Origin of the sequence: Rhizobium sp. BK377, assembly GCF_014193935.1 — a bacterium.
Taxonomy (GTDB): Bacteria; Pseudomonadota; Alphaproteobacteria; order Rhizobiales; family Rhizobiaceae; genus Rhizobium.
This window is the reverse complement of the sequence record NZ_JACIAC010000002.1, coordinates 1,153,041-1,172,857: the sequence shown is the minus strand read 5'-3', so window position 1 is coordinate 1,172,857 and position 19,817 is coordinate 1,153,041. Positions and strand designations below refer to the sequence as shown.

Annotated in this window: 14 protein-coding genes and 1 pseudogene; 12 read left to right on the top strand and 3 right to left on the bottom strand. The window is 59.8% G+C overall.

What is annotated here, in order from left to right; genetic code table 11:
- Positions 1-377: 377 nt before the first annotated feature.
- Entirely contained in the window at positions 378-1,175 is a 798-nt protein-coding gene (cysQ, locus tag FHT92_RS14595; protein WP_183826306.1) for a 3'(2'),5'-bisphosphate nucleotidase CysQ, read from the bottom strand.
- Positions 1,176-1,674: 499 nt separating this feature from the next.
- Here cysQ and FHT92_RS14590 point away from each other — a divergent pair, with 499 nt between their 5' ends.
- The 7 genes from FHT92_RS14590 (at position 1,675) to FHT92_RS14560 (ending at position 8,302) form a co-directional block, all read left to right on the top strand.
- Entirely contained in the window at positions 1,675-2,577 is a 903-nt protein-coding gene (locus tag FHT92_RS14590; RefSeq protein WP_183741559.1) for a branched-chain amino acid ABC transporter permease, read from the top strand.
- 3 nt (positions 2,578-2,580) lie between these two features.
- Positions 2,581-3,978 carry a high-affinity branched-chain amino acid ABC transporter permease LivM gene (gene livM / locus FHT92_RS14585; RefSeq protein ID WP_183826148.1) on the top strand — a complete coding sequence of 466 codons (1,398 nt, stop codon included), beginning with the start codon at positions 2,581-2,583 and terminating at the stop codon, positions 3,976-3,978.
- Positions 3,978-4,853 carry an ABC transporter ATP-binding protein gene (locus FHT92_RS14580; RefSeq protein ID WP_183741555.1) on the top strand — a complete coding sequence of 292 codons (876 nt, stop codon included), beginning with the start codon at positions 3,978-3,980 and terminating at the stop codon, positions 4,851-4,853. Before livM ends, FHT92_RS14580 begins: the two co-directional genes overlap by 1 nt.
- Positions 4,853-5,581: an ABC transporter ATP-binding protein gene (locus FHT92_RS14575; protein WP_183741553.1), complete on the top strand. Its 729-nt coding sequence runs from the start codon at positions 4,853-4,855 to the stop codon at positions 5,579-5,581. Before FHT92_RS14580 ends, FHT92_RS14575 begins: the two co-directional genes overlap by 1 nt.
- 25 nt (positions 5,582-5,606) lie before the next feature.
- Complete coding sequence (locus tag FHT92_RS14570) at positions 5,607-5,960, top strand: DUF6867 family protein (protein WP_183741551.1); 354 nt, start codon at positions 5,607-5,609, stop codon at positions 5,958-5,960.
- Positions 5,961-6,080: 120 nt separating this feature from the next.
- Positions 6,081-7,202, top strand: coding sequence for a branched-chain amino acid ABC transporter substrate-binding protein (locus tag FHT92_RS14565; RefSeq protein ID WP_183741549.1), 1,122 nt, complete (start codon positions 6,081-6,083; stop codon positions 7,200-7,202).
- Positions 7,203-7,330: 128 nt separating this feature from the next.
- Complete coding sequence (locus FHT92_RS14560; RefSeq protein ID WP_183826145.1) at positions 7,331-8,302, top strand: D-glycerate dehydrogenase; 972 nt, start codon at positions 7,331-7,333, stop codon at positions 8,300-8,302.
- A 21-nt stretch (positions 8,303-8,323) separates the two neighbouring features.
- Here the strand turns inward: FHT92_RS14560 and FHT92_RS14555 are convergent, their stop codons facing one another.
- Both FHT92_RS14555 and FHT92_RS14550 read right to left on the bottom strand, forming a co-directional pair.
- Positions 8,324-9,235 (bottom strand): response regulator transcription factor, encoded by a 912-nt coding sequence (locus FHT92_RS14555; protein ID WP_183826142.1) that lies wholly within the window; start codon positions 9,233-9,235, stop codon positions 8,324-8,326.
- Positions 9,228-12,611, bottom strand: a complete 3,384-nt coding sequence (locus FHT92_RS14550; protein ID WP_183826139.1) for an ATP-binding protein — start codon at positions 12,609-12,611, stop codon at positions 9,228-9,230. The genes FHT92_RS14555 and FHT92_RS14550 overlap by 8 nt, the downstream gene beginning before the upstream one ends.
- A 178-nt stretch (positions 12,612-12,789) precedes the next feature.
- On the opposite strand from FHT92_RS14550, the gene FHT92_RS14545 reads away from it, so the two are divergent.
- The 5 genes and pseudogenes from FHT92_RS14545 to urtD all read left to right on the top strand — a co-directional run bounded on the left by FHT92_RS14545 (position 12,790) and on the right by urtD (position 19,817).
- On the top strand, positions 12,790-14,691 hold the full coding sequence (locus tag FHT92_RS14545; protein WP_183826136.1) for an acid phosphatase: 1,902 nt from the start codon (positions 12,790-12,792) through the stop codon (positions 14,689-14,691).
- 183 nt (positions 14,692-14,874) lie between these two features.
- Positions 14,875-16,167 (top strand): urea ABC transporter substrate-binding protein, encoded by a 1,293-nt coding sequence (urtA, locus tag FHT92_RS14540; RefSeq protein WP_183741539.1) that lies wholly within the window; start codon positions 14,875-14,877, stop codon positions 16,165-16,167.
- A 110-nt stretch (positions 16,168-16,277) separates the two neighbouring features.
- A complete protein-coding gene (urtB, locus tag FHT92_RS14535) occupies positions 16,278-17,897 on the top strand; it encodes an urea ABC transporter permease subunit UrtB (RefSeq protein ID WP_183826133.1) in 1,620 nt (539 codons plus the stop codon).
- Positions 17,894-18,985 (top strand): annotated as a pseudogene (gene urtC / locus FHT92_RS14530) (urea ABC transporter permease subunit UrtC); the annotation flags it as partial. The gene urtB and the pseudogene urtC, both read left to right, overlap by 4 nt.
- A 76-nt stretch (positions 18,986-19,061) precedes the next feature.
- Positions 19,062-19,817 (top strand): urea ABC transporter ATP-binding protein UrtD, encoded by a 756-nt coding sequence (urtD, locus tag FHT92_RS14525; protein ID WP_183826127.1) that lies wholly within the window; start codon positions 19,062-19,064, stop codon positions 19,815-19,817.

The following is a 19,817-nucleotide window of genomic DNA, read 5'->3' as shown; positions in this document are numbered from 1 at the left end:
TTTGGGACGGCAGACGGGAAGGTGCGATCGCCACGGCTTACACCGCGCCAAAACGCTCCATTCCCGGCAGGTCCACAGCAATCCCGGTCCGGCCGGGATCGAATCTGGCGTCTATTGTGCCGCAATGAGACCGGGTGAATGCTGCGGGAACCGGTCATCTGAAACTATGGCTTGAATACCATAATTGTGTCTGTCGTAGGCGCGATGTTACCGAAGTCACACGACGTCGGCGGCGACAGTCGAAGAGGATGCGGCGGGAAAAGGAATCGGGCGCGGCTGCGAATCAAAAGTGAAGCCTGAACGATTAGTGGGGGATCTCCCGACCAGAGGCCAGGCTGGTCCTGATGTTGCTCAGCTCAGCCAATTTTCGGCGATCGCTAAGCCTGTTCGAACGCAGGCTTCTCGCCGCCCCAGGACACGAAATGGGGATTTGCGAAGTCGAAATCGGCAGCCGCGCCGGTTTTACCGTAGATGAGCGGTTGGCCGTCCATCGTGACAGTCGATCCGCCGGCTGCGCGCAACACTGCATCGCCGGCCGCGGTATCCCATTCCATGGTGCGGGTGAAGCGTGGGTAGACATCGGCCTTGCCTTCTGCCAGCAGGCAGAATTTGAGAGACGAACCGATATTGGTGCATTTGGAGATCGCATGCCTGGCGAGAAAGAGGCCGGTCTCAGGGCTGTCATGCCGAAAGCTCGCGAGCGCCATGCCCTCTGCCGGCTGTTTGCGCACGTTGATCGGCATTCTCTGAGTTATCGCAAATTCGTCGTCGATCACCAGCTTCTCTGCATTTCCGCGCTCGCCGGAAAAAGCGACGCCGAGGGCAGGGGCGTAGACGATGCCAACGACCGGGATGCCATTTTCCACATAGGCGATATTGACGGTGAACTCCTGGCGCTTATCCAGGAATTCCCGGGTTCCATCTAAGGGATCGACGAGGAAGAATGACTTTCCGGCAATATCGGGCACCTTGCCAGCAGCTACCGATTCTTCGGCGATGACAGGGATTTTAGGGAAATCGCGCTCCAGATGCGTCAGTATGATTCGCTCAGCCTCCCGGTCGGCGGACGTCACCGGACTTTCATCGGCCTTCATTTCCACCGGGCAGCCGTTGCAGAAGATTTCTATAATGGCCTTGCCGGCTTCGAGGGCTGCCCGTTCAAATGTCTTCAGCATATTCCTGCCATTCGCCCATAACTTCGTCTTGAGACACCACCCTATATATAGAGAGTAGGATGTTGCCGCACCCTTGCTGGAATGCCCAACATAGCACGGGTTCGCGGGTTCGCATAAAGCGCGTGACCAGCATTTACCCAGAAATGACATTTGCAATTTATAGCATCTGCTAGTTTGGAATTTCTTCAAGTTCCCTATTTGTGGAACGGTTTACGCACAAAGCGAACGTCGCCGGCCTGATTTGAGGACGAGAGATGAAGCGCCGGAAGCTGCTCTGGCTAAAAATTTGCCAACCGATGCCGCTTTTGTGTGGATTTTGGTTTGAATTGCGCCATTTAGGCCTGTTTGCCCAAGATTCTGACGCAGTAAATCCTTTTTGTCTTCACATTTCCAACGAAACCGCTATGCAATGCGAGTTAGAGGCTCCTGTGAAAGCAAGAGCGATAAAATCAATAAGAGATGCAACTTAAATTTGGTTCGCATCCAGGGGAAATGACATATGGAGTATTTCGTCCAGCAGCTCTTCAACGGGCTGACTCTCGGATCCATCTATGGCCTTGTGGCTATTGGCTATACGATGGTTTACGGCATTATCGGCATGATCAACTTCGCTCATGGCGATATTTTCATGCTTGGTGGTTTCGCTGCTCTTATCGTCTTTCTCGTTCTCACATCCATCTTCGCAGGTCTTCCGGTAGCTGTGCTGCTGCTGGCGATGCTTGTGATTGCGATGCTGATGACGAGCTTGTGGAATTGGACGATCGAGCGTGTCGCCTACCGCCCGCTGCGCGGTTCTTTCCGCTTGGCGCCACTGATTACCGCGATCGGCATGTCGATCACGCTGTCGAACTTCATCCAGGTCACGCAGGGCCCGCGCAACAAGCCGATCCCGCCGCTTGTCGGCACGGTTTATAATATCGGCGGCCTGTCTATTTCGTTGAAGCAGATCATCATCGTCGTCATCACGGTGGTCCTGCTCGCCGCTTTCTGGTACATCGTCAACAGAACGGCACTCGGACGCGCCCAGCGCGCCACCGAACAGGACCGCAAAATGGCGGCTCTCCTCGGAGTCAACGTTGATCAGACGATCTCCATTACCTTCATAATGGGTGCTGCACTCGCAGCCGTCGCCGGCACGATGTACCTTATGTATTACGGTGTCGCGTCCTTCGCGGACGGTTTTGTCCCGGGCGTCAAGGCCTTCACCGCAGCCGTTCTCGGCGGCATCGGCTCTCTTCCGGGCGCCGTTCTTGGCGGACTGATGATCGGCCTTATAGAATCCCTTTGGTCGGCCTATTTCACGATTGCTTATAAGGATGTCGCTACCTTCGCCATCCTTGCATTCGTGCTGATCTTCAAGCCGACGGGTATTCTCGGGCGGCCGGAAGTCGAGAAGGTATAAATCATGGCAAACATCGACACTTCCGCTGGCAAGTCCGACGCCGGGCTTGTCCAGAAGGGGCTTAGGGAAGCCTTCTTCGCCGGCCTTATCTCACTTGGCCTGTTCGTTCTCTATGTCGGTCTCGGCACGCAGCAGAACATCAATAACGAGTTGATTGTCGTTCAGCGCTGGGGGCTGCTTGCAATCTTCGTTCTGATCGCCGCTCTCGGCCGTTTCGTCATGGTCGTTTTCGTCAAGCCACATCTCGACCAGCGCAAGCTTTCGAAGGCGCGTCACGGCGAACTCGATATTTCGACCGACAAAGGCTTCTTCCGGACGCATTTCCTGAAAATCGCGCTCATATTCCTTCTGGTCTATCCGCTGGCCACCGCCTATTTCCTCGGTCCGCAGGGCGCGCTGAAGTGGGTCGACAATTTCGGCATCCAGATCCTGATCTATGTGATGCTTGCGTGGGGTCTGAACATCGTCGTCGGTCTCGCCGGCCTGCTCGACCTTGGCTACGTTGCCTTCTATGCGGTTGGCGCCTATTCGTATGCGCTGCTGTCAGCCCATTTCGGCCTGTCCTTTTGGGTGCTTCTTCCGCTTGCGGGCATCTTCGCTGCACTTTGGGGCGTCATCCTCGGCTTTCCGGTACTGCGCCTGCGAGGCGATTACCTGGCGATTGTCACGCTTGCCTTTGGCGAAATCATCCGCCTCGTTATCATCAACTGGACAGAAGTGACCAAAGGCACCTTCGGTATCTCCGGCATCGCCAAGGCTTCGGTCTTCGGCATCTGGAGCTTCGATGTCGGCAAAGCGAATAATTTCACAAAGGCCTTCGGTCTGGCGAGTTCCTCGGCCTACTACAAGATTTTCCTGTTCTACGTCATTCTGGCGCTCTGCATGCTGACCGCCTACGTGACGATCCGGTTGCGTAGCATGCCGATCGGTCGGGCGTGGGAAGCGCTTCGTGAAGACGAAATCGCTTGCCGCTCGCTTGGCATCAATACGGTGACGACGAAGCTGACGGCTTTTGCTACAGGCGCAATGTTCGGCGGCTTTGCAGGCTCCTTTTTCGCTGCCCGCCAGGGCTTCGTTTCGCCGGAATCCTTCGTGTTCCTGGAATCGGCCGTCATCCTCGCCATAGTCGTTCTAGGGGGTATGGGTTCGCTGACGGGTATTGCGATCGCTGCTGTCGTCATGGTCGGGGGCACGGAAGTGCTGCGCGAAATGAGCTTCCTCAAGGTCATCTTCGGACCGGAATTCACGCCTGAACTCTATCGCATGCTGCTTTTCGGCCTCGCCATGGTCATCGTCATGCTGTTCAAGCCACGAGGCTTCGTCGGCTCGCGTGAACCAACCGCCTTCCTTAAGGAACGCAAGGCGGTATCTGGAAGCCTTACCAAGGAGGGCCATGGTTGATGAGCCCTGTCGAGAACACGATGTCGAATGACACTTTGCTCAAGGTCGAGCACCTGTCGATGAAGTTCGGCGGCCTTATGGCTATCAACGACTTCTCCTTCGAGGCCAAGCGCGGCGAAATCACGGCGCTGATCGGCCCGAACGGCGCGGGCAAGACGACCGTCTTCAACTGCATTACCGGCTTTTACAAGCCGACGATGGGTATGATCACGCTGACTCAGAAGAGCGGCAAGCAATACCTGCTCGAGCGTCTGCCGGACTTTCGTATTACCAAGGAAGCCAGGGTCGCTCGTACCTTCCAGAACATCCGCCTTTTCTCGGGACTTACCGTTCTGGAGAATCTGCTCGTCGCGCAGCACAACAAGCTGATGAAGGCTTCGGGTTTCACGGTGCTCGGCCTGCTCGGCATTGGTCCCTACAGGAAGGAAGCTGCAGCCGCCATCGAGCTTGCGCGTTACTGGCTGGAGAAGGCCGACCTCATCGACCGGGCAGACGATCCGGCCGGCGACCTGCCTTACGGCGCCCAGCGTCGTCTTGAAATCGCCCGCGCCATGTGCACCGGACCGGAGCTTCTCTGCCTCGATGAACCTGCCGCCGGCCTCAACCCGCGTGAGTCAGCCGCCCTCAACGCGCTGCTGCGCGGTATCCGTACGGAAACCGGCACTTCGATCCTGCTTATTGAACACGATATGTCGGTGGTCATGGAAATCTCCGACCACGTCATCGTTCTGGAATACGGCCAGAAGATCTCCGACGGCACGCCTGAGCACGTGAAGAACGACCCGAAGGTCATTGCGGCCTATCTCGGCGTCGAGGACGAAGAAGTAGACGAGGTCATCGCCACCGTGGAGAGCCTCGAAGGGAATGCACACTGATGGCGGATCAACCACTACTGAAGGTTCACGGCGTCGAAACCTATTATGGCAATATCCGTGCGCTTGCCGGAATTGATGTCGAGGTCAACAAGGGCGAAATCGTCAGCCTGATCGGCGCAAACGGTGCCGGCAAGTCGACGCTGATGATGACGATCTGTGGCAGCCCGCAGGCACGAGCCGGCTCGGTCGTCTTCGAGGGCCGCGATATCACCAAGCTGCCGACCCATGAGATCGCCCGGCTGCGTATTGCCCAGTCTCCTGAAGGGCGTCGCATTTTCCCGCGTATGACCGTGCTGGAAAATCTCCAAATGGGCGCCGGCCTCGACAACCTCAAATATTTCCATGAGGATGTGGAAAAGATCTTCACGTTGTTTCCACGTCTGAAAGAGCGCCAGTCGCAGCGCGGCGGCACGCTTTCGGGCGGCGAGCAGCAAATGCTGTCGATCGGTCGCGCGCTAATGGCGCGTCCGAAGCTCCTTCTTCTCGACGAGCCTTCGCTCGGCCTTGCACCGTTGATCGTCAAGGGCATCTTCGAGGCCATCAAAGTGCTGAACGAAAAAGAAGGGCTCACCGTCTTCCTCGTGGAGCAGAACGCATTCGCAGCGCTCAGGCTATCGCACCGCGGCTATGTGCTCGTGAACGGCAAGGTGACGATGAGTGGCAGTGGCAAGGAACTGCTTGCCAATCCCGAGGTCCGAGCCGCCTATCTCGAAGGCGGGCGGCATTGATCGCGGCAGAAGGGGGAATTTGACTATGCAGGGCCTTTTCTTCGAAAGCGACAACGGCGTAAAGCTCGTCATCCGTGCGTTTGTGGTGCTCATCGGTTTCTGGACGGCGTGGCGGGCCGGAAGGGCTGTTGCGGACGGCTGGAACACCTATCCGCTGGTCGTCGTCTATACCTTCCTGCTCGCCTGGGCGATGCAATTTCTGCATCATGCGCTGTTCAACGGCCCAATGCTCAGCGCCTTTTTCTACATCATCGATTTCGTAACTCTACTGATCTTCTCGACAGCCGGGTTCCGCTATCGCCGCACCAATCAAATGGTCAACAACTATTACTGGCTGTACGAAAAAACTTCCGCGTTTTCGTGGAAGGAGAAACATTGACAGCCCGTTGAAACTAGGCATGAATTAGCCTCAGAGTGGAACAGCTTTCCTGGCGCAGTCAATGGTGGGTAGTGCGCCGGGTCTTCAAATGAAACCCGCCCAAAAATTGGGAGTAACAATATGAAGAAGTCTCTCTTGTCAGCGGTGGCACTGACGGCGATCGTCGCTTTCGGCGGCGTCGCACGAGCTGACATCCTGATCGGCGTGGGTGGTCCGCTGACAGGTCCGAATGCTGCATTCGGCGCACAGCTGCAGAAGGGTGCCGAGCAGGCAGCCGCTGACATCAATGCTGCTGGTGGTATCAACGGCGAGCAGATCAAGATCGAGCTCGGCGATGACGTTTCCGACCCGAAGCAGGGCATCTCCGTTGCCAACAAGTTCGTTGCCGACGGCGTGAAGTTCGTTATCGGCCACTTCAACTCGGGCGTTTCCATCCCGGCTTCTGAAGTTTACGCCGAAAACGGCATCCTGGAGATCACCCCGGCTGCTACCAACCCTGTTTTCACTGAGCGTGGCCTGTGGAACACGTTCCGTACCTGCGGCCGTGACGACCAGCAGGGCGCCATCGCCGGCAAGTATCTTGCCGATCACTTCAAGGACGCCAAGATCGCCGTCGTTCACGACAAGACCCCGTACGGTCAGGGCCTTGCCGACGAAACCAAGAAGGCTATGAATGCCGCTGGCCTCACCGAAGTCATGTACGAAGGCATCAACGTCGGCGACAAGGACTTCTCGGCCCTCATCGCCAAGATGAAGGAAGCCGGCGTCTCGATCATTTATTGGGGCGGTCTGCACACCGAAGCTGGTCTCATCATCCGCCAGGCCGCTGACCAGGGTCTGAAGGCAACGCTCGTTTCGGGTGACGGTATCGTTTCCAACGAACTGGCCTCGATCGCTGGTGACGCCGTCGCCGGTACGCTGAACACCTTCGGTCCCGATCCGACGCTGAACCCGGCCAACAAGGACCTCGTTGCAAAGTTCAAGGCCGCCGGTTTCAACCCGGAAGCCTACACGCTCTATTCCTACGCTGCGATGCAGGTGATCGCCGGTGCCGCCAAGGCTGCCGGTTCAACAGACGCAGAAGCCGTTGCCGCTGCCATGAAGGAAAAGGGCCCGTTCCCGACGGTTCTCGGCGACATCTCGTACGATGAAAAGGGCGACCCGAAGATCCCCGGCTACATCATGTACGAATGGAAGAAGGGCGCGGACGGCAAGTACACTTACGTGCCGCAGGGCATGTAAGCCTCACTTCCCTTTCGGGGACATGATTATCGAAGCCCGGTCATCGACCGGGCTTCTTTCTTATGTGGACGTTTCAATTCCTGTTCACCTGATCTAACCCTCGTCATTGTCATCGGGCGGAGCCATCCATGTCCAAACCCCGCATTCTCGTCACTCGGCGCTGGCCAGCCGCGGTAGAGGCTGTTCTGGCCGAACGTTTCGACGTCACGCTCAACCGAGCCGATCTTCCGCTCGGCGAAAATGAGCTGAGGCTGGCGCTTTCGATCTACGATGCAGTGCTGCCGACGGTGTCCGACCGGCTGCCGGCGGCTGTCTTCGAAGGTGCATCGATCGTCACGAAGATCCTCGGCAATTTTGGCGTCGGCTACAATCATATCGATGTCGCCGCCGCTAGGGCGAAGGGTATTGCGGTCACGAATACGCCCGGCGTACTGACCGACTGCACCGCCGACATCGCCATGCTGCTGCTGCTCTCCGTTGCCCGGCGCGGCGGCGAGGGCGACCGGCAGCTGCGCGCCGGTGAATGGAAGGGCTGGTGCCCGACGCATATGGTCGGCACCAAGGTATCAGGCAAGATACTCGGCATCATCGGCTTCGGCCGCATTGGCAAGGCCTTTGCGCAGCGCTGCCATTTCGGTTTCGGCATGGATATCGTGTTCTTTAACCGCTCGTCGGTCGATCCCGAGGAAGCCGCGCGCTATGGCGCGCGGCAGTTGCCGACGGTCGAGGACGTGCTGGCGGCTGCCGATTTCGTCTCGCTGCATTGCCCCGGTGGAGCGGAGAACCGGCACCTGATGAATGCGGCGCGGCTTGCAACGATGAAGCCCGGCGCTTTTCTCATCAACACGGCGCGCGGCGATGTCGTCGACGAGGCGGCGCTGATTTCGGCGCTGGAGAGTGGCACGCTCCGCGGCGCCGGGCTCGATGTCTACGAGGCGGAGCCACACGTGCCGGAAGCGCTGCGACGGATGGAGAATGTCGTTCTGCTGCCCCATCTCGGCAGCGCGACCGAGGAGACGCGCACGGCGATGGGAATGAAGGTGGTGGAGAATGTGACGGCGTTTTTCGAAGGCCGCGAGGCGCCGGACCGGGTCGTCTGAGGGCGCTACCGTGCTAATCCCTCACATCTCATGCAGTACATGCGCCGCCTTTACGGCGGCAGATGCCCTGTTTTCGACGCCGAGCTTCACATAGATCTGTTCCAGGTGCTTGTTTACCGTGCGGGCGGAGAGGCCGAGAATTTCGCCGATATCGCGGTTGGCCTTGCCTTTGGCGATCCACATCAGCACTTCGGATTCGCGCTGTGTCAGGGCAAAGTACTGACGCAGGACTGCGTCATCGTTGCGTTGGTTGGCGGCAGTCAGGCGAAAGAGATATTCATCCGGACCGATCGCGCCAAGAAAGGCGAGTTGCAGGGCAGCCTGCCCAGCATGAGCGATGGAGATGAGGGCGTCGCGAGCGGCGGCAGTGCGTTCCTTCATCCAGTTGCCGATCGCGCGGGAGACGACGTCCATGCCGTCGTCGCTGCCCATGGCGGCATTGACGAGGCGGGTCGCCTGCGGCGTCGACCAGTGGATCGCGCCGTCGCCTTTAACCGCCAGCAGATGACGCCCGGCGGCATCAAGCGCCACGCGGGCGCTCTGGGCGGAGCGGGCGTTGCGCAGATGGACGCGGATGCGGGCGCGCAATTCGTCGATATTGATCGGTTTCGATAGATAATCGACGCCACCGGATTCGAGCGCATGTACCACATGCTCGGTTTCTGTCAGGCCGGTCATGAATATGACGGGCACCTGGGCGACGGCGGCATTGGCTTTCAGCCTGCGGCAGGTCTCGAAACCATCCATCGCCGGCATGACTGCATCGAGCAGGATGAGATCGGGCGTGATGCGCTCGACGATACTGAGAGCGGCCGAGCCCGATGTGGCGATCAGGACGGAAAAGCCAGACTGCTCCAGCGCATCCGTCAGGAAACCAAGCGCTTCTGGCGAATCGTCGACCAGCAGAACGATATCGCGCGGAAGCTCAGCCAACGGTTTCACCCTTTTCTTCGAACTTGTGCAGGAAATCCAGGAAGCCGGCGAGATCGAAAGCGCCGACATAGGAGCGGAGTTCCTCGGTGAATGGCTGATTTGCCTCTACCTTGGCAAGGTCTGCGAGCTTGGCTTCTATGCCCCTGATGTAGCCTATTTCGCCAAGGCGCAGCAGTTCCTGCACATGCGCAGCACCGGGGCTCCTGAGCGGCAAGCTGGCTGCTGCCGGCGCCGGTGTCTGGTCGTCGGCATAAAGCCATTTCAGGCCGAGATGCAGGGCGAGCTTGTCGCGCAGTTGTTTGAGATCGACCGGCTTGCCGATCGAATCATTATGGCTGTCGTCGCTGTCGCTATGAGCGGCGGCATCGCCGATATTGGCCGATAGCATCACGATCGGCGCTGTGCGTGCGGTCTCGCGCAGCCGGGAGACGAGCTGCCAGCCGTTCATGGCGGGCATCGAGATATCAACGAGAAAAAGGTCCGGCTCGATACCTTCAACGAGCGTCAGGCAGTCGGGACCGCTTGCGGCGGTCAGCACGATGAAATCGAGGGGAACCAGGATTTCCCGCATCATTTCGCGATGATCCTCGTTGTCGTCGACAACGACGATGGTGCGGCGCGGACCGTCATAACTGACGATCTTTTTCTCCTGCGGCGGGGCTGCAGGGCGCATAACGGCCGACAGCATGAGGCGCACGCGGAAGGTGGAGCCCCTGTCCTTTTCACTCGCAACGGAGATCTCGCCGCCGAGCGTGTTGGTCAGCAATCGAGTGATGGTGAGGCCAAGGCCGAGACCGGGCATGGGGCGCACACTCTCCGCTTCACCGCGCTGGAAAGGCTCGTAGATGCGCGTCAGATCCTTCTCGGCGATGCCGCGTCCGGTGTCGGAGACGGCGAAGGTCGCGACCTGGCTGCGGTAGCCGACATCGAAGGTGACGCTGCCTTCGTCGGTGAATTTGATGGCGTTGGAGAGCAGGTTGACGAGAATCTGTCGCAGCCGCTTTTCGTCGGTTCGGACGAATTGCGGCAGCGCCTGCGAACGCTCATGGATGAAGGACAGGCCCTTTGCCTGCGCCTGCGGTCGGAACATATCGACGATCTGGTCGAGAAAGTCCTGGATATTGATCTCGTTCGAATAGACCTGCAGGCGGCCCGCCTCGATCTTCGAGATGTCCAGAAGGCCATCGATCAGGCCGGAGAGATGCTCGGCGCTGCGGCGGATAACCTTGATGGAAGATTGCCTCGGCGCAGGGATCGTCTCGTCGCGCTCAAGGATCTGGGCGTAACCGAGAACGGCATTCAGCGGCGTGCGCAGTTCGTGACTCAAGCCTACGACATAGCGGCTCTTGGCGCGGTTGGCGGCCTCAGCGCTTTCCTTGGCGGCCTGAAGCGCCGCATCGGTCTTCTTGTGGGCGGCGATTTCTTTCAGGAGCAGGGTGTTCTGGCGGGAGGATTCCTCCTCGGCGACGACACGACTGTCATGGGCAAGCACATAGAACCAGCAGGCAATGCCGGCGATGACCGAGAAGACGAAGAAGACGATCAGGATGGTTCTGTTGACGACTTCGGCAGTCTCCGGCGAGGCGGAACCCACCTGATGGGCGATCATGGCAAGGATTGCCCCGACGGCTGTCAGGGCCAGCGCCACGGCAATACCGTAGCGGCCAAGGCGGGTGGTCAGCTTCTGGACGATGGTTTCCGGCAACAGGGTCTTTGCGACGGCGCCGACCTGTGCATTGAAGCGGGCATTGGGCTTGCACATGTCGTGGCAGCGGCTGTCGAGCGAGCAGCAGAGCGAGCAGATCGGCGCGGCATAGGCCGGGCACCAGGCCATATCTTCAGGCTCGAAGGGATGTTCGCAGACGGAGCAGGTGATGGTGGTCAGGTTCTTCCAGGCATGGCGCGGCTTGCGGGCGAGATAGAACTTGCCCTTGGTTGCCCAGGCAAGGGCAGGCGAGGCGATCAGCGCAATTGCCAGGGTGATGTAGGGGGCAAGCGACGCGGCAACCGAACCGAAAATGCCGAAATGGGCGATCAGCGCAGTGCCTGCAGACAAGGTCATGGCGCCGAGGCCGACCGGATTGATGTCATAGAGATGGGCGCGCTTGAATTCGATGCCCGGAGGGGCAAGGCCGAGCGGCTTGTTGATGAAGAGGTCGGCCGATATCGTACAGAGCCAGGCCATGGCGATAATCGAGAAGATGCCGAGCGTTTCTTCGAGCAGCCGGTAGATGCCGAGTTCCATCAGGAGCAGCGCAATCGCCACGTTGAAAACGAGCCAGATGACGCGGCCGGGATGGCTGTGCGTCAGACGCGAGAAGAAGTTCGACCAGGCAAGCGAGCCGGCATAGGCATTCATCACGTTGATCTTGAGCTGCGAGACCACCACGAAGGCGGCCATCAGCAGCAGGGCGGCATTCTGCCAGGGAATCATATAGCCGAAGGCGGTTAGATACATTTGCGCCGGGTCGGCGGCACGATCGGCTGGCACGCCCGATGTGAAGGTCAGCACCACGAGGAAGGAGCCGGCTAGAAGTTTCGGCGCGCCGATGATGACCCAGCCGGGGCCGGCGAGGAAGACGGCGAGGCGGTGGCGCCATTTGCGCTGCGGATCGGGGGGCAGAAAGCGCAGGAAGTCCGCCTGTTCGCCAATCTGCGACATGAGCGCGAGGATGACGGCGGAGGCTGCGCCAAACTCGACGAGGTTGAAATCTGCGACCGTGCCGGGTGGGCCGGAAGCGTGGCGGATGCCGGCGAAGGCGCGCCAGACATCGAATTTGCCCCAGTCCAGAAAGGCGATGAAAATGAAGGGCAGGATGTTCAGGATGATCCAGAAGGGCTGGGTCATCAGCTGGAACTTGCTGATCAGCCGCACGCCGTGGGTGACGAGCGGGATCACCATGACGGCGCTGATGATGTAGCCGATCCAGAGTGGAATGCCGAGCGTCAGCTCCAACGCGCCCGACATGATCGAGGCCTCGATCGCGAACAGCATGAAGGTGAAGCTCGCATAGATCAGCGAGGTTATGGTCGAGCCGATATAGCCGAAGCTCGCGCCGCGCGTCAGCAGGTCGATGTCGACGCCATGGCGGATCGCGTAGCGGCTGATCGGCAGGCCGATCGCGAGCATCGCGATGGAGGCGACGATGATGGCGAAGAAGGCATTGGTGGTGCCGTACGACAGTGTGATGGCACCGCCGATCGCCTCCAGCGCCAAGAAGGAGATGGCGCCGATCGCCGTCTGCGAGATGCGCTGGGAGGAGAAGCGGCGGGCGCTCTTTGCGGTGAAGCGCAGCGCGTAATCTTCGAGCGTCTGGTTGGCGACCCAGCGATTATATTCGCGTCTCACCGGAATGATGCGTTGGCGCGCTGTCATGCCCTCTTTCCGGCGTTTCGGTCAGCTTACCGTCTTTGAGCCACTTTTGGCGGGATGAGCGGGAAAGGCAAGAGGCGGAACGCTGGCAGATTCACAGAACGGCAATATTTTTGAAACCGGTCTGTCACATAAGGGCCCTAACTCTCCCGCCGTCCGTTCCACCAATTCGGGTATCACCATGTCTGTTCCAAGCCTTTGCCGCCTGAGCACCGCGCTCTGCCTTCTTTCGATCGTGCCATCGCTTGCCGCTGCCGAGCAGGCCACGGCGGTAAAAGCGCCTTATGTGGAGGCCGGAAACACCAACAAGCGTGGTGATGCCTGCTTCTCGACCGCGGACACCAATGCCGCCGTCCATCTTCTCTCCGGCTTCCTCGAAGTCTGGACGCCGCGCACGCCGTTCGTTGATGCTGGCGTAGAGGCCCCGGCCAAGGACAATTGCCCCGCTGTCGCCAAGACGGATTGGGATGGCATTCCCTTGAGCAAGACCGACGGTCAGGTCGTCAACAAGCTCGTCCATGACGCCAACATTGCCTATGTCATCAAAGCGACGCGAGCACGGACGGCCGATCAGGCAGTTGCCGCTTATCTCGACGATCGGCGGGGCAAGAATGCCAGCATCGTCGATGGCCTTGGTCCGTTGACGGATGCCTGGAAAGCCGGTTCGAAACAGACCACTACGATCACCGAGGTGGCGGCCGATGCGACGACGGTCAAATACGACGACAAGGGCAACAATCGCGGCGCCGGCAGCAAGCCGGACGCGGAAAACAAGACCGATGCCAATCCGGACATGGGTCTTGCGATCGACTTCATCAACGCCGCGAGCAGCGACGGCTCGACCGAACCCGCCAAACGCTATTTCAAATATGCCCGTCCCTACCGCTGGAGCAAGGACGTATCGGTCGTCCCGACGCTGGAGCCTGCCAAGAGCGGCAAGCCTGTCGAAGACGGCGGTTTCCCGAGCGGTCATACGGCCGAAGCCTGGCGGGATGCGCTGGCCATGGCCTATCTCGTGCCGCAGCGCTTCCAGGAAATGGTCGCGCGCGCCAGTGAAATGGGCGAGGACCGCGTCCTCGCCGGCATGCATTCCCCGCTCGACGTGATGGGCGGCCGCATGCTCGGCACGGCCACGGTCGTCTACAATCTGAACAAAGCCGATAACGCCGCGCTGAAGAGCGATGCTTACGCCCAAGCGCAGTCATGGCTCATTGCCAAATCAGGTGTTGCGGATGCCGGCGCGCTCGAAATTGCGGCCCATGCAGCGCCGCTCGCCGCAGACCGTTTCGCCGATCATGACGCCAACCGCGCCTACGTGCTGCAGCGCCTGAGCTACGGCCTGCCGACGATCCATGCGACCGACCAGCCGGCGCGCGTACCGCTGGGCGCCGAAGCGCTTCTCGAAACGCGTCTGCCCTATCTCGATGGTGAGCAGCGCCGCGACGTGCTTGGCACGACGGAGATCGCCTCGGGCTATCCGCTGCTCGATGATGCTGAAGGCTACGGTCGTCTCAACCTGTTTGCCGCCGCAGACGGCTATGGCGCCTTCGATCAGGACGTGACCGTGACGATGGATGCCGCAAAGGGCGGCTTCAATGCGATCGACACTTGGCGTAACGACATCGGCGGCAAGGGTAGGCTGGTGAAGCGCGGCAACGGCATCCTCGGGCTTTCCGGCGCCAACAGCTTTGCCGGCGGCACGGTGCTGGAAGAAGGCGTGCTGGTGGCTGGCTCACCCTCGGCCTTCGGCACCGGCGGACTGTCCGTGAACGGCGGTTCTCTCGTCCTGGCGGCCGATAAGCCCCTGACCGTTGGCGGTGATTACCAGCAGCTCGCCAATACCGCGGTAAAGCCGACGCTCGGTGCTGACGGCGCGGGCACGCTCGTCATTGCGGGTAAGGCGGCGCTCTCCGGCGACCTCGACGTCACACTTGCCCCGGGCTACGCCCCGGCGCCTGGAACGCAGATCGAGATACTGAAGGCGGAAGCCATCACCGGCATCTTCGACAGGTTCACCATCTCCGGCCACAGGGCGACCCTTTCATACGGCCCGACATCCGTCACCATGACGATCGACGGATAATATCGAACCGACGGGCATCCCGTCTGCGGGGTGCCCTTCCTCGTCCCTACATGCGCGTTTGCCCCTGCCGCCTACGTCATTTTGCGTATGTGTTTTCGCGCTGCAGCACCCGATAGTCCCCTCGGCAACAGTTAATTTCCGTTTCCGGCCTGTTGCGGAACAAGAAGAGGGGAGTTCAACCAGATGAATCTCAGATCCACTATCACGGGCGCTGCGCTTGGTGCCGTCATGGCCGCATCGGCCGCCTTCCACGGAGCGCTTGCCGCCGACGACACGATCAAGGTCGGCGTTCTGCATTCGCTTTCGGGCACGATGGCGATTTCCGAAACGACGCTGAAAGACGCCATGCTGATGCTCATCGACGAGCAGAACAAGAAGGGCGGTCTCCTCGGCAAGAAGCTCGAAGCCGTCGTCGTCGACCCGGCGTCCGACTGGCCGCTCTTTGCGGAAAAGGCACGCGAGCTGATCGAAAAGGACAAGGTTGCGGCGGTTTTCGGTTGCTGGACCTCGTCTTCGCGCAAGTCGGTTCTGCCGGTTTTCGAAGAGCTGAATTCGCTGCTCTTCTACCCGGTTCAGTACGAGGGTGAAGAATCGTCGCGCAATATCTTCTACACGGGTGCTGCCCCGAACCAGCAGGCGATCCCGGCCGTCGATTACCTGATGAAGAATGAAGGCGTGAAGCGGTTCGTGCTCGAAGGTACCGACTATGTCTATCCGCGCACGACCAACAAGATCCTGGAAGCCTATCTCGAATCCAAGGGCATTCCGAAGGAAGACATCCTGATCAACTATACACCGTTCGGCTTCTCCGACTGGCAGACGGAAGTCTCCAAGATTAAGGAATTCGGCTCGGCCGGCAAGAAGACCGCCGTCGTCTCCACGATTAACGGTGACGCCAACGTTCCCTTCTACAAGGAGCTCGGCAACCAGGGCATCAAGGCAACCGACATCCCGGTCGTGGCCTTCTCGGTTGGCGAAGAAGAACTTGCCGGTCTCGACACCAAGCCGCTCGTCGGCCATCTCGCCGCCTGGAACTACTTTGAATCGGTCGATACGCCGATCAACAAGAAGTTCATCAAGGAATGGCATGCCTACACCAAGAACGACAAGCGCGTGACCAACGACCCGATGGAAGCTGCGTATATCGGTTTCAATGCCTGGGTTAAGGCTGTTCAGGCCGCCGGCACGACCGACACGGATGCGGTTCTCGACCACATCATCGGCGTCTCCGTTCCAAACCTTTCCGGTGGCACGGCGACCGTCATGCCGAACCACCACATCACCAAGCCGGTGCTGATCGGTGAAATTCAGGCCGACGGCCAGTTCGAAATCGTTCAGCAGACTCCTGCGGTCGTCGGCGACGAATGGTCCGACTTCCTGCCGGACTCCAAGGATCTGATCTCCGATTGGCGCAAGCCGATGAACTGCGGCAACTTCAACGTTGCCACCGGCAAGTGCGGCGGCAAGGGTTCCTGAGTTAGCCGATCCGACACGAGCCTCAAGACTTCCGTCCGGATTTCAATCCGGGCGGAAGCTCCGTCCCCAGCGGTATTGCCGAGAGGCCAACGATTTAGGCGGGAAAGCCGATGTATCGCGCCATCAAGATCTTTCTTTTAACCCTTTGCCTAACGCTTACCGGCGTGACGGCAGGCCTGAAGGCCCAGGACGATATCCACGCTCTTGTCGATGCGCTCGGTATCGGCGGTTTTCCGGAGCGTGAAGCGGCCATCACGGCGCTCGTTGCTTCCAAGGATGCGCATGTCAGCCAGATATTGCAGCAGCTGAGCGATGGTCTTCTCTACGTCAATTCCGACGCGGGAGGGCCCGTCCTCGTTCAGGGCGGCACGGACGACGAGCCGACCTATTCCGACCCGATCACCGGCGAGGCTATCGCGGATATCGATCCCGACATGATGTCGAAGGTGAAGATCAATAATTCGCTGCGCACGCTCATCGGTACGATGACGAGCCAAATGACGCTCCTGAGCCCCGATCGCGCCGCCCGCCTTGCGGCTGCCCAGGGGCTTTTGAAGGATGCCGATCCGGCCAATCTCGACCTCTTGAATTCCGCTTTGGCCGACGAAAAGGATGCCGATATCAAGAGCACGATGGAAGCGGCCCGCGCGGTCATGGTGCTGAAGAGCGAAATGAGCGCCGATGAGAAGAGGGCTGCCATCGATACGGTTGCTGCCCGTGGCGGCCGCGATGCGCTGACCATTCTGACCACGGCGCTGGCAACGGCGCCCGATGATCTCAAGCCTGCCATTCAGGCGCATATTTCCACCATCAACCGCAGCCTGGCCCTCTGGAATATCGTCCAAAACGTCTGGTACGGGCTGTCGCTCGGCTCGGTGCTGCTGCTTGCGGCCATCGGCCTTGCCATCACCTTCGGCGTCATGGGCGTCATCAACATGGCGCATGGCGAGATGGTGATGATCGGCGCCTACACGACCTATGTCGTGCAGGAATATATTACTGCGAACTTTCCCGGCATGGCCGACTATTCGCTGGCCTTCGCCGTGCCTGCCGCCTTCGTGTTTACCGGTTTCGTTGGCCTCATCATCGAACGCGTCGTCATCCGCTACCTTTATGGCCGGCCGCTGGAGACGCTGCTGGCCACCTGGGGCGTATCGCTGATCCTGCAGCAGGCGGTGCGCACGGTCTTCGGCCCGACCAACCGTGAAGTGCGCAATCCGAGCTGGATGTCGGGCGCTTTCGAGTTCGGTGGCCTGTCGATCACCTGGAACCGTCTCTGGATCATCGTCTTCTCTATAGCCGTCTTCGTGACACTGTTGATGCTCCTGAAACGCTCCGCCTTCGGCCTGCAGATGCGTGCCGTTACCCAGAACCGGCGCATGGCGTCATCCATGGGTATCCGCACCGGCTGGGTCGATGCCTTCACCTTCGCGCTCGGCTCCGGCATTGCCGGCATGGCGGGCGTGGCGCTCTCGCAGATCGATAACGTCTCGCCGAATCTCGGCCAGAGCTACATCATCGACAGTTTCATGGTCGTGGTCTTCGGCGGTGTCGGCAATCTCTGGGGCACACTGGTCGGCGCTCTGTCGCTCGGCGTCGTCAACAAATTCCTAGAGCCCTTTGCCGGCGCCGTGCTCGGCAAGATCCTGGTGCTCGTCCTCATCATTCTCTTCATCCAGAAGCGGCCGCGCGGGCTGTTCGCACTCAAAGGAAGAGCGGTGGAAGCATGATTACGGCCTTCCTTCTCCGGTCTCTCGATCGCCGGATTTCCATTGCCATCGCCATCCTGCTGGTGGTCGCGATTCTGGTGCCGGTGTTGAACCTGGCGACCTCGGCGGACAGTCCGCTGCATGTGCCGACCTATATCATGGCGCTGTTCGGCAAGTATCTCACGTATGCGCTGCTGGCACTGGCGCTTGATCTCGTCTGGGGTTTCTGCGGCATTCTCTCGCTCGGTCACGGCGCCTTCTTCGCGCTCGGCGGCTATGCGATGGGCATGTATCTCATGCGCCAGATCGGCTCGCGCGGCGTCTATGGCGACCCGATCCTGCCTGATTTCATGGTCTTCCTGAACTGGAAGGAGCTGCCCTGGTTCTGGTACGGCTTCGACCAGTTCTGGTTTGCAGCACTCATGGTGCTGCTCGTGCCTGGCCTGCTTGCCTTCGTCTTCGGCTGGTTCGCCTTCCGCTCCCGCGTCAACGGCGTCTACCTGTCGATCATCACGCAGGCCATGACCTACGCGCTGCTGCTCGCTTTCTTCCGCAACGACATGGGCTTCGGCGGCAATAACGGCATGACCGATTTCAAGGATATTCTTGGCTTCAACGTGCAGGCGGATGGCACGCGTGCGACCCTCTTTGCGGCAACCGCAATCTTCCTGGCGTTTTCTCTGATGGTCGCTTCGGCCATCGTACGCTCGAAATTCGGTAAGGTGCTGGTCGGCGTGCGTGATGCGGAAAGCCGCACGCGCTTCCTCGGCTATCGTGTCGAGCATTTCAAGCTCTTCACCTTCGTCGTCTCGGCGATGATGGCGGGCATTGCCGGCGCGCTCTATGTGCCGCAGGTCGGCATCATTAACCCCGGCGAATTTGCTCCGGCCAACTCCATCGAAGTCGTCATCTGGACGGCTGTCGGCGGGCGGGCGACGCTGATCGGACCGATCATCGGCGCTATCCTCGTCAATGGCGGCAAGACGATCTTTACCGGCCTCTTCCCCGATTATTGGCTGTTTGCATTGGGTGGCCTCTTCGTGCTCGTCACGCTGCTGCTGCCCAAGGGCATCGTCGGCACCATCGCCCAATACCTCGGCAAGCGGAAACCGGTCTCGAACGGCGTGCCGCCGGCGGCTGCCGAAGAGGGCGTCGAGGTAAAAATCCAGGCTGCGGAGTAGACCTATGATCCCCGACGTCAAACCCAACAGCGTGCTCTATCTCAGCGGTGTCTCGGTCTCCTTCGACGGCTTCAAGGCGCTGAACTCGCTCTCCATCGTCATCGAACCCGGCGAACTCCGGGCGATCATCGGCCCGAACGGCGCCGGCAAGACGACGATGATGGATATCATCACCGGTAAGACCAGGCCCGATGAGGGCGAGGTCTTCTTCAACGGCACGGTTGATCTCACCAAGAAGGACGAGGCCGACATCGCTCAACTTGGCATCGGCCGAAAGTTCCAGAAGCCGACGGTCTTCGAAAGCCATACGGTCTGGGACAATCTGGAACTGGCGCTCAACCGCCGGCGCACGGTGTTTTCGACGCTCTTCTATCGCCTTTCCGGTGAGGACAGGGATCGTATCGATGAGATCCTTGAGACGGTGCGGCTGACGCATCGGCGCGATGAGCTCGCGGCCAACCTGTCGCACGGCCAGAAGCAGTGGCTGGAAATCGGCATGCTGCTGGCGCAGGAGCCGAAGCTGCTGCTCGTCGACGAACCGGTGGCAGGCATGACCGATGCGGAAACGGCGGAGACGGCGACCCTGCTCAAGGATATAGCCAGGACCCGGTCCGTCGTCGTTGTCGAGCACGACATGGGTTTCATCCGAGATCTCGGCGTGAAGGTGACATGCCTTGCGGAAGGCTCGGTGCTGGCAGAAGGATCCATCGATTTCGTCAGCAACGATCCGAAGGTGATCGAGAACTATCTGGGGCGCTAA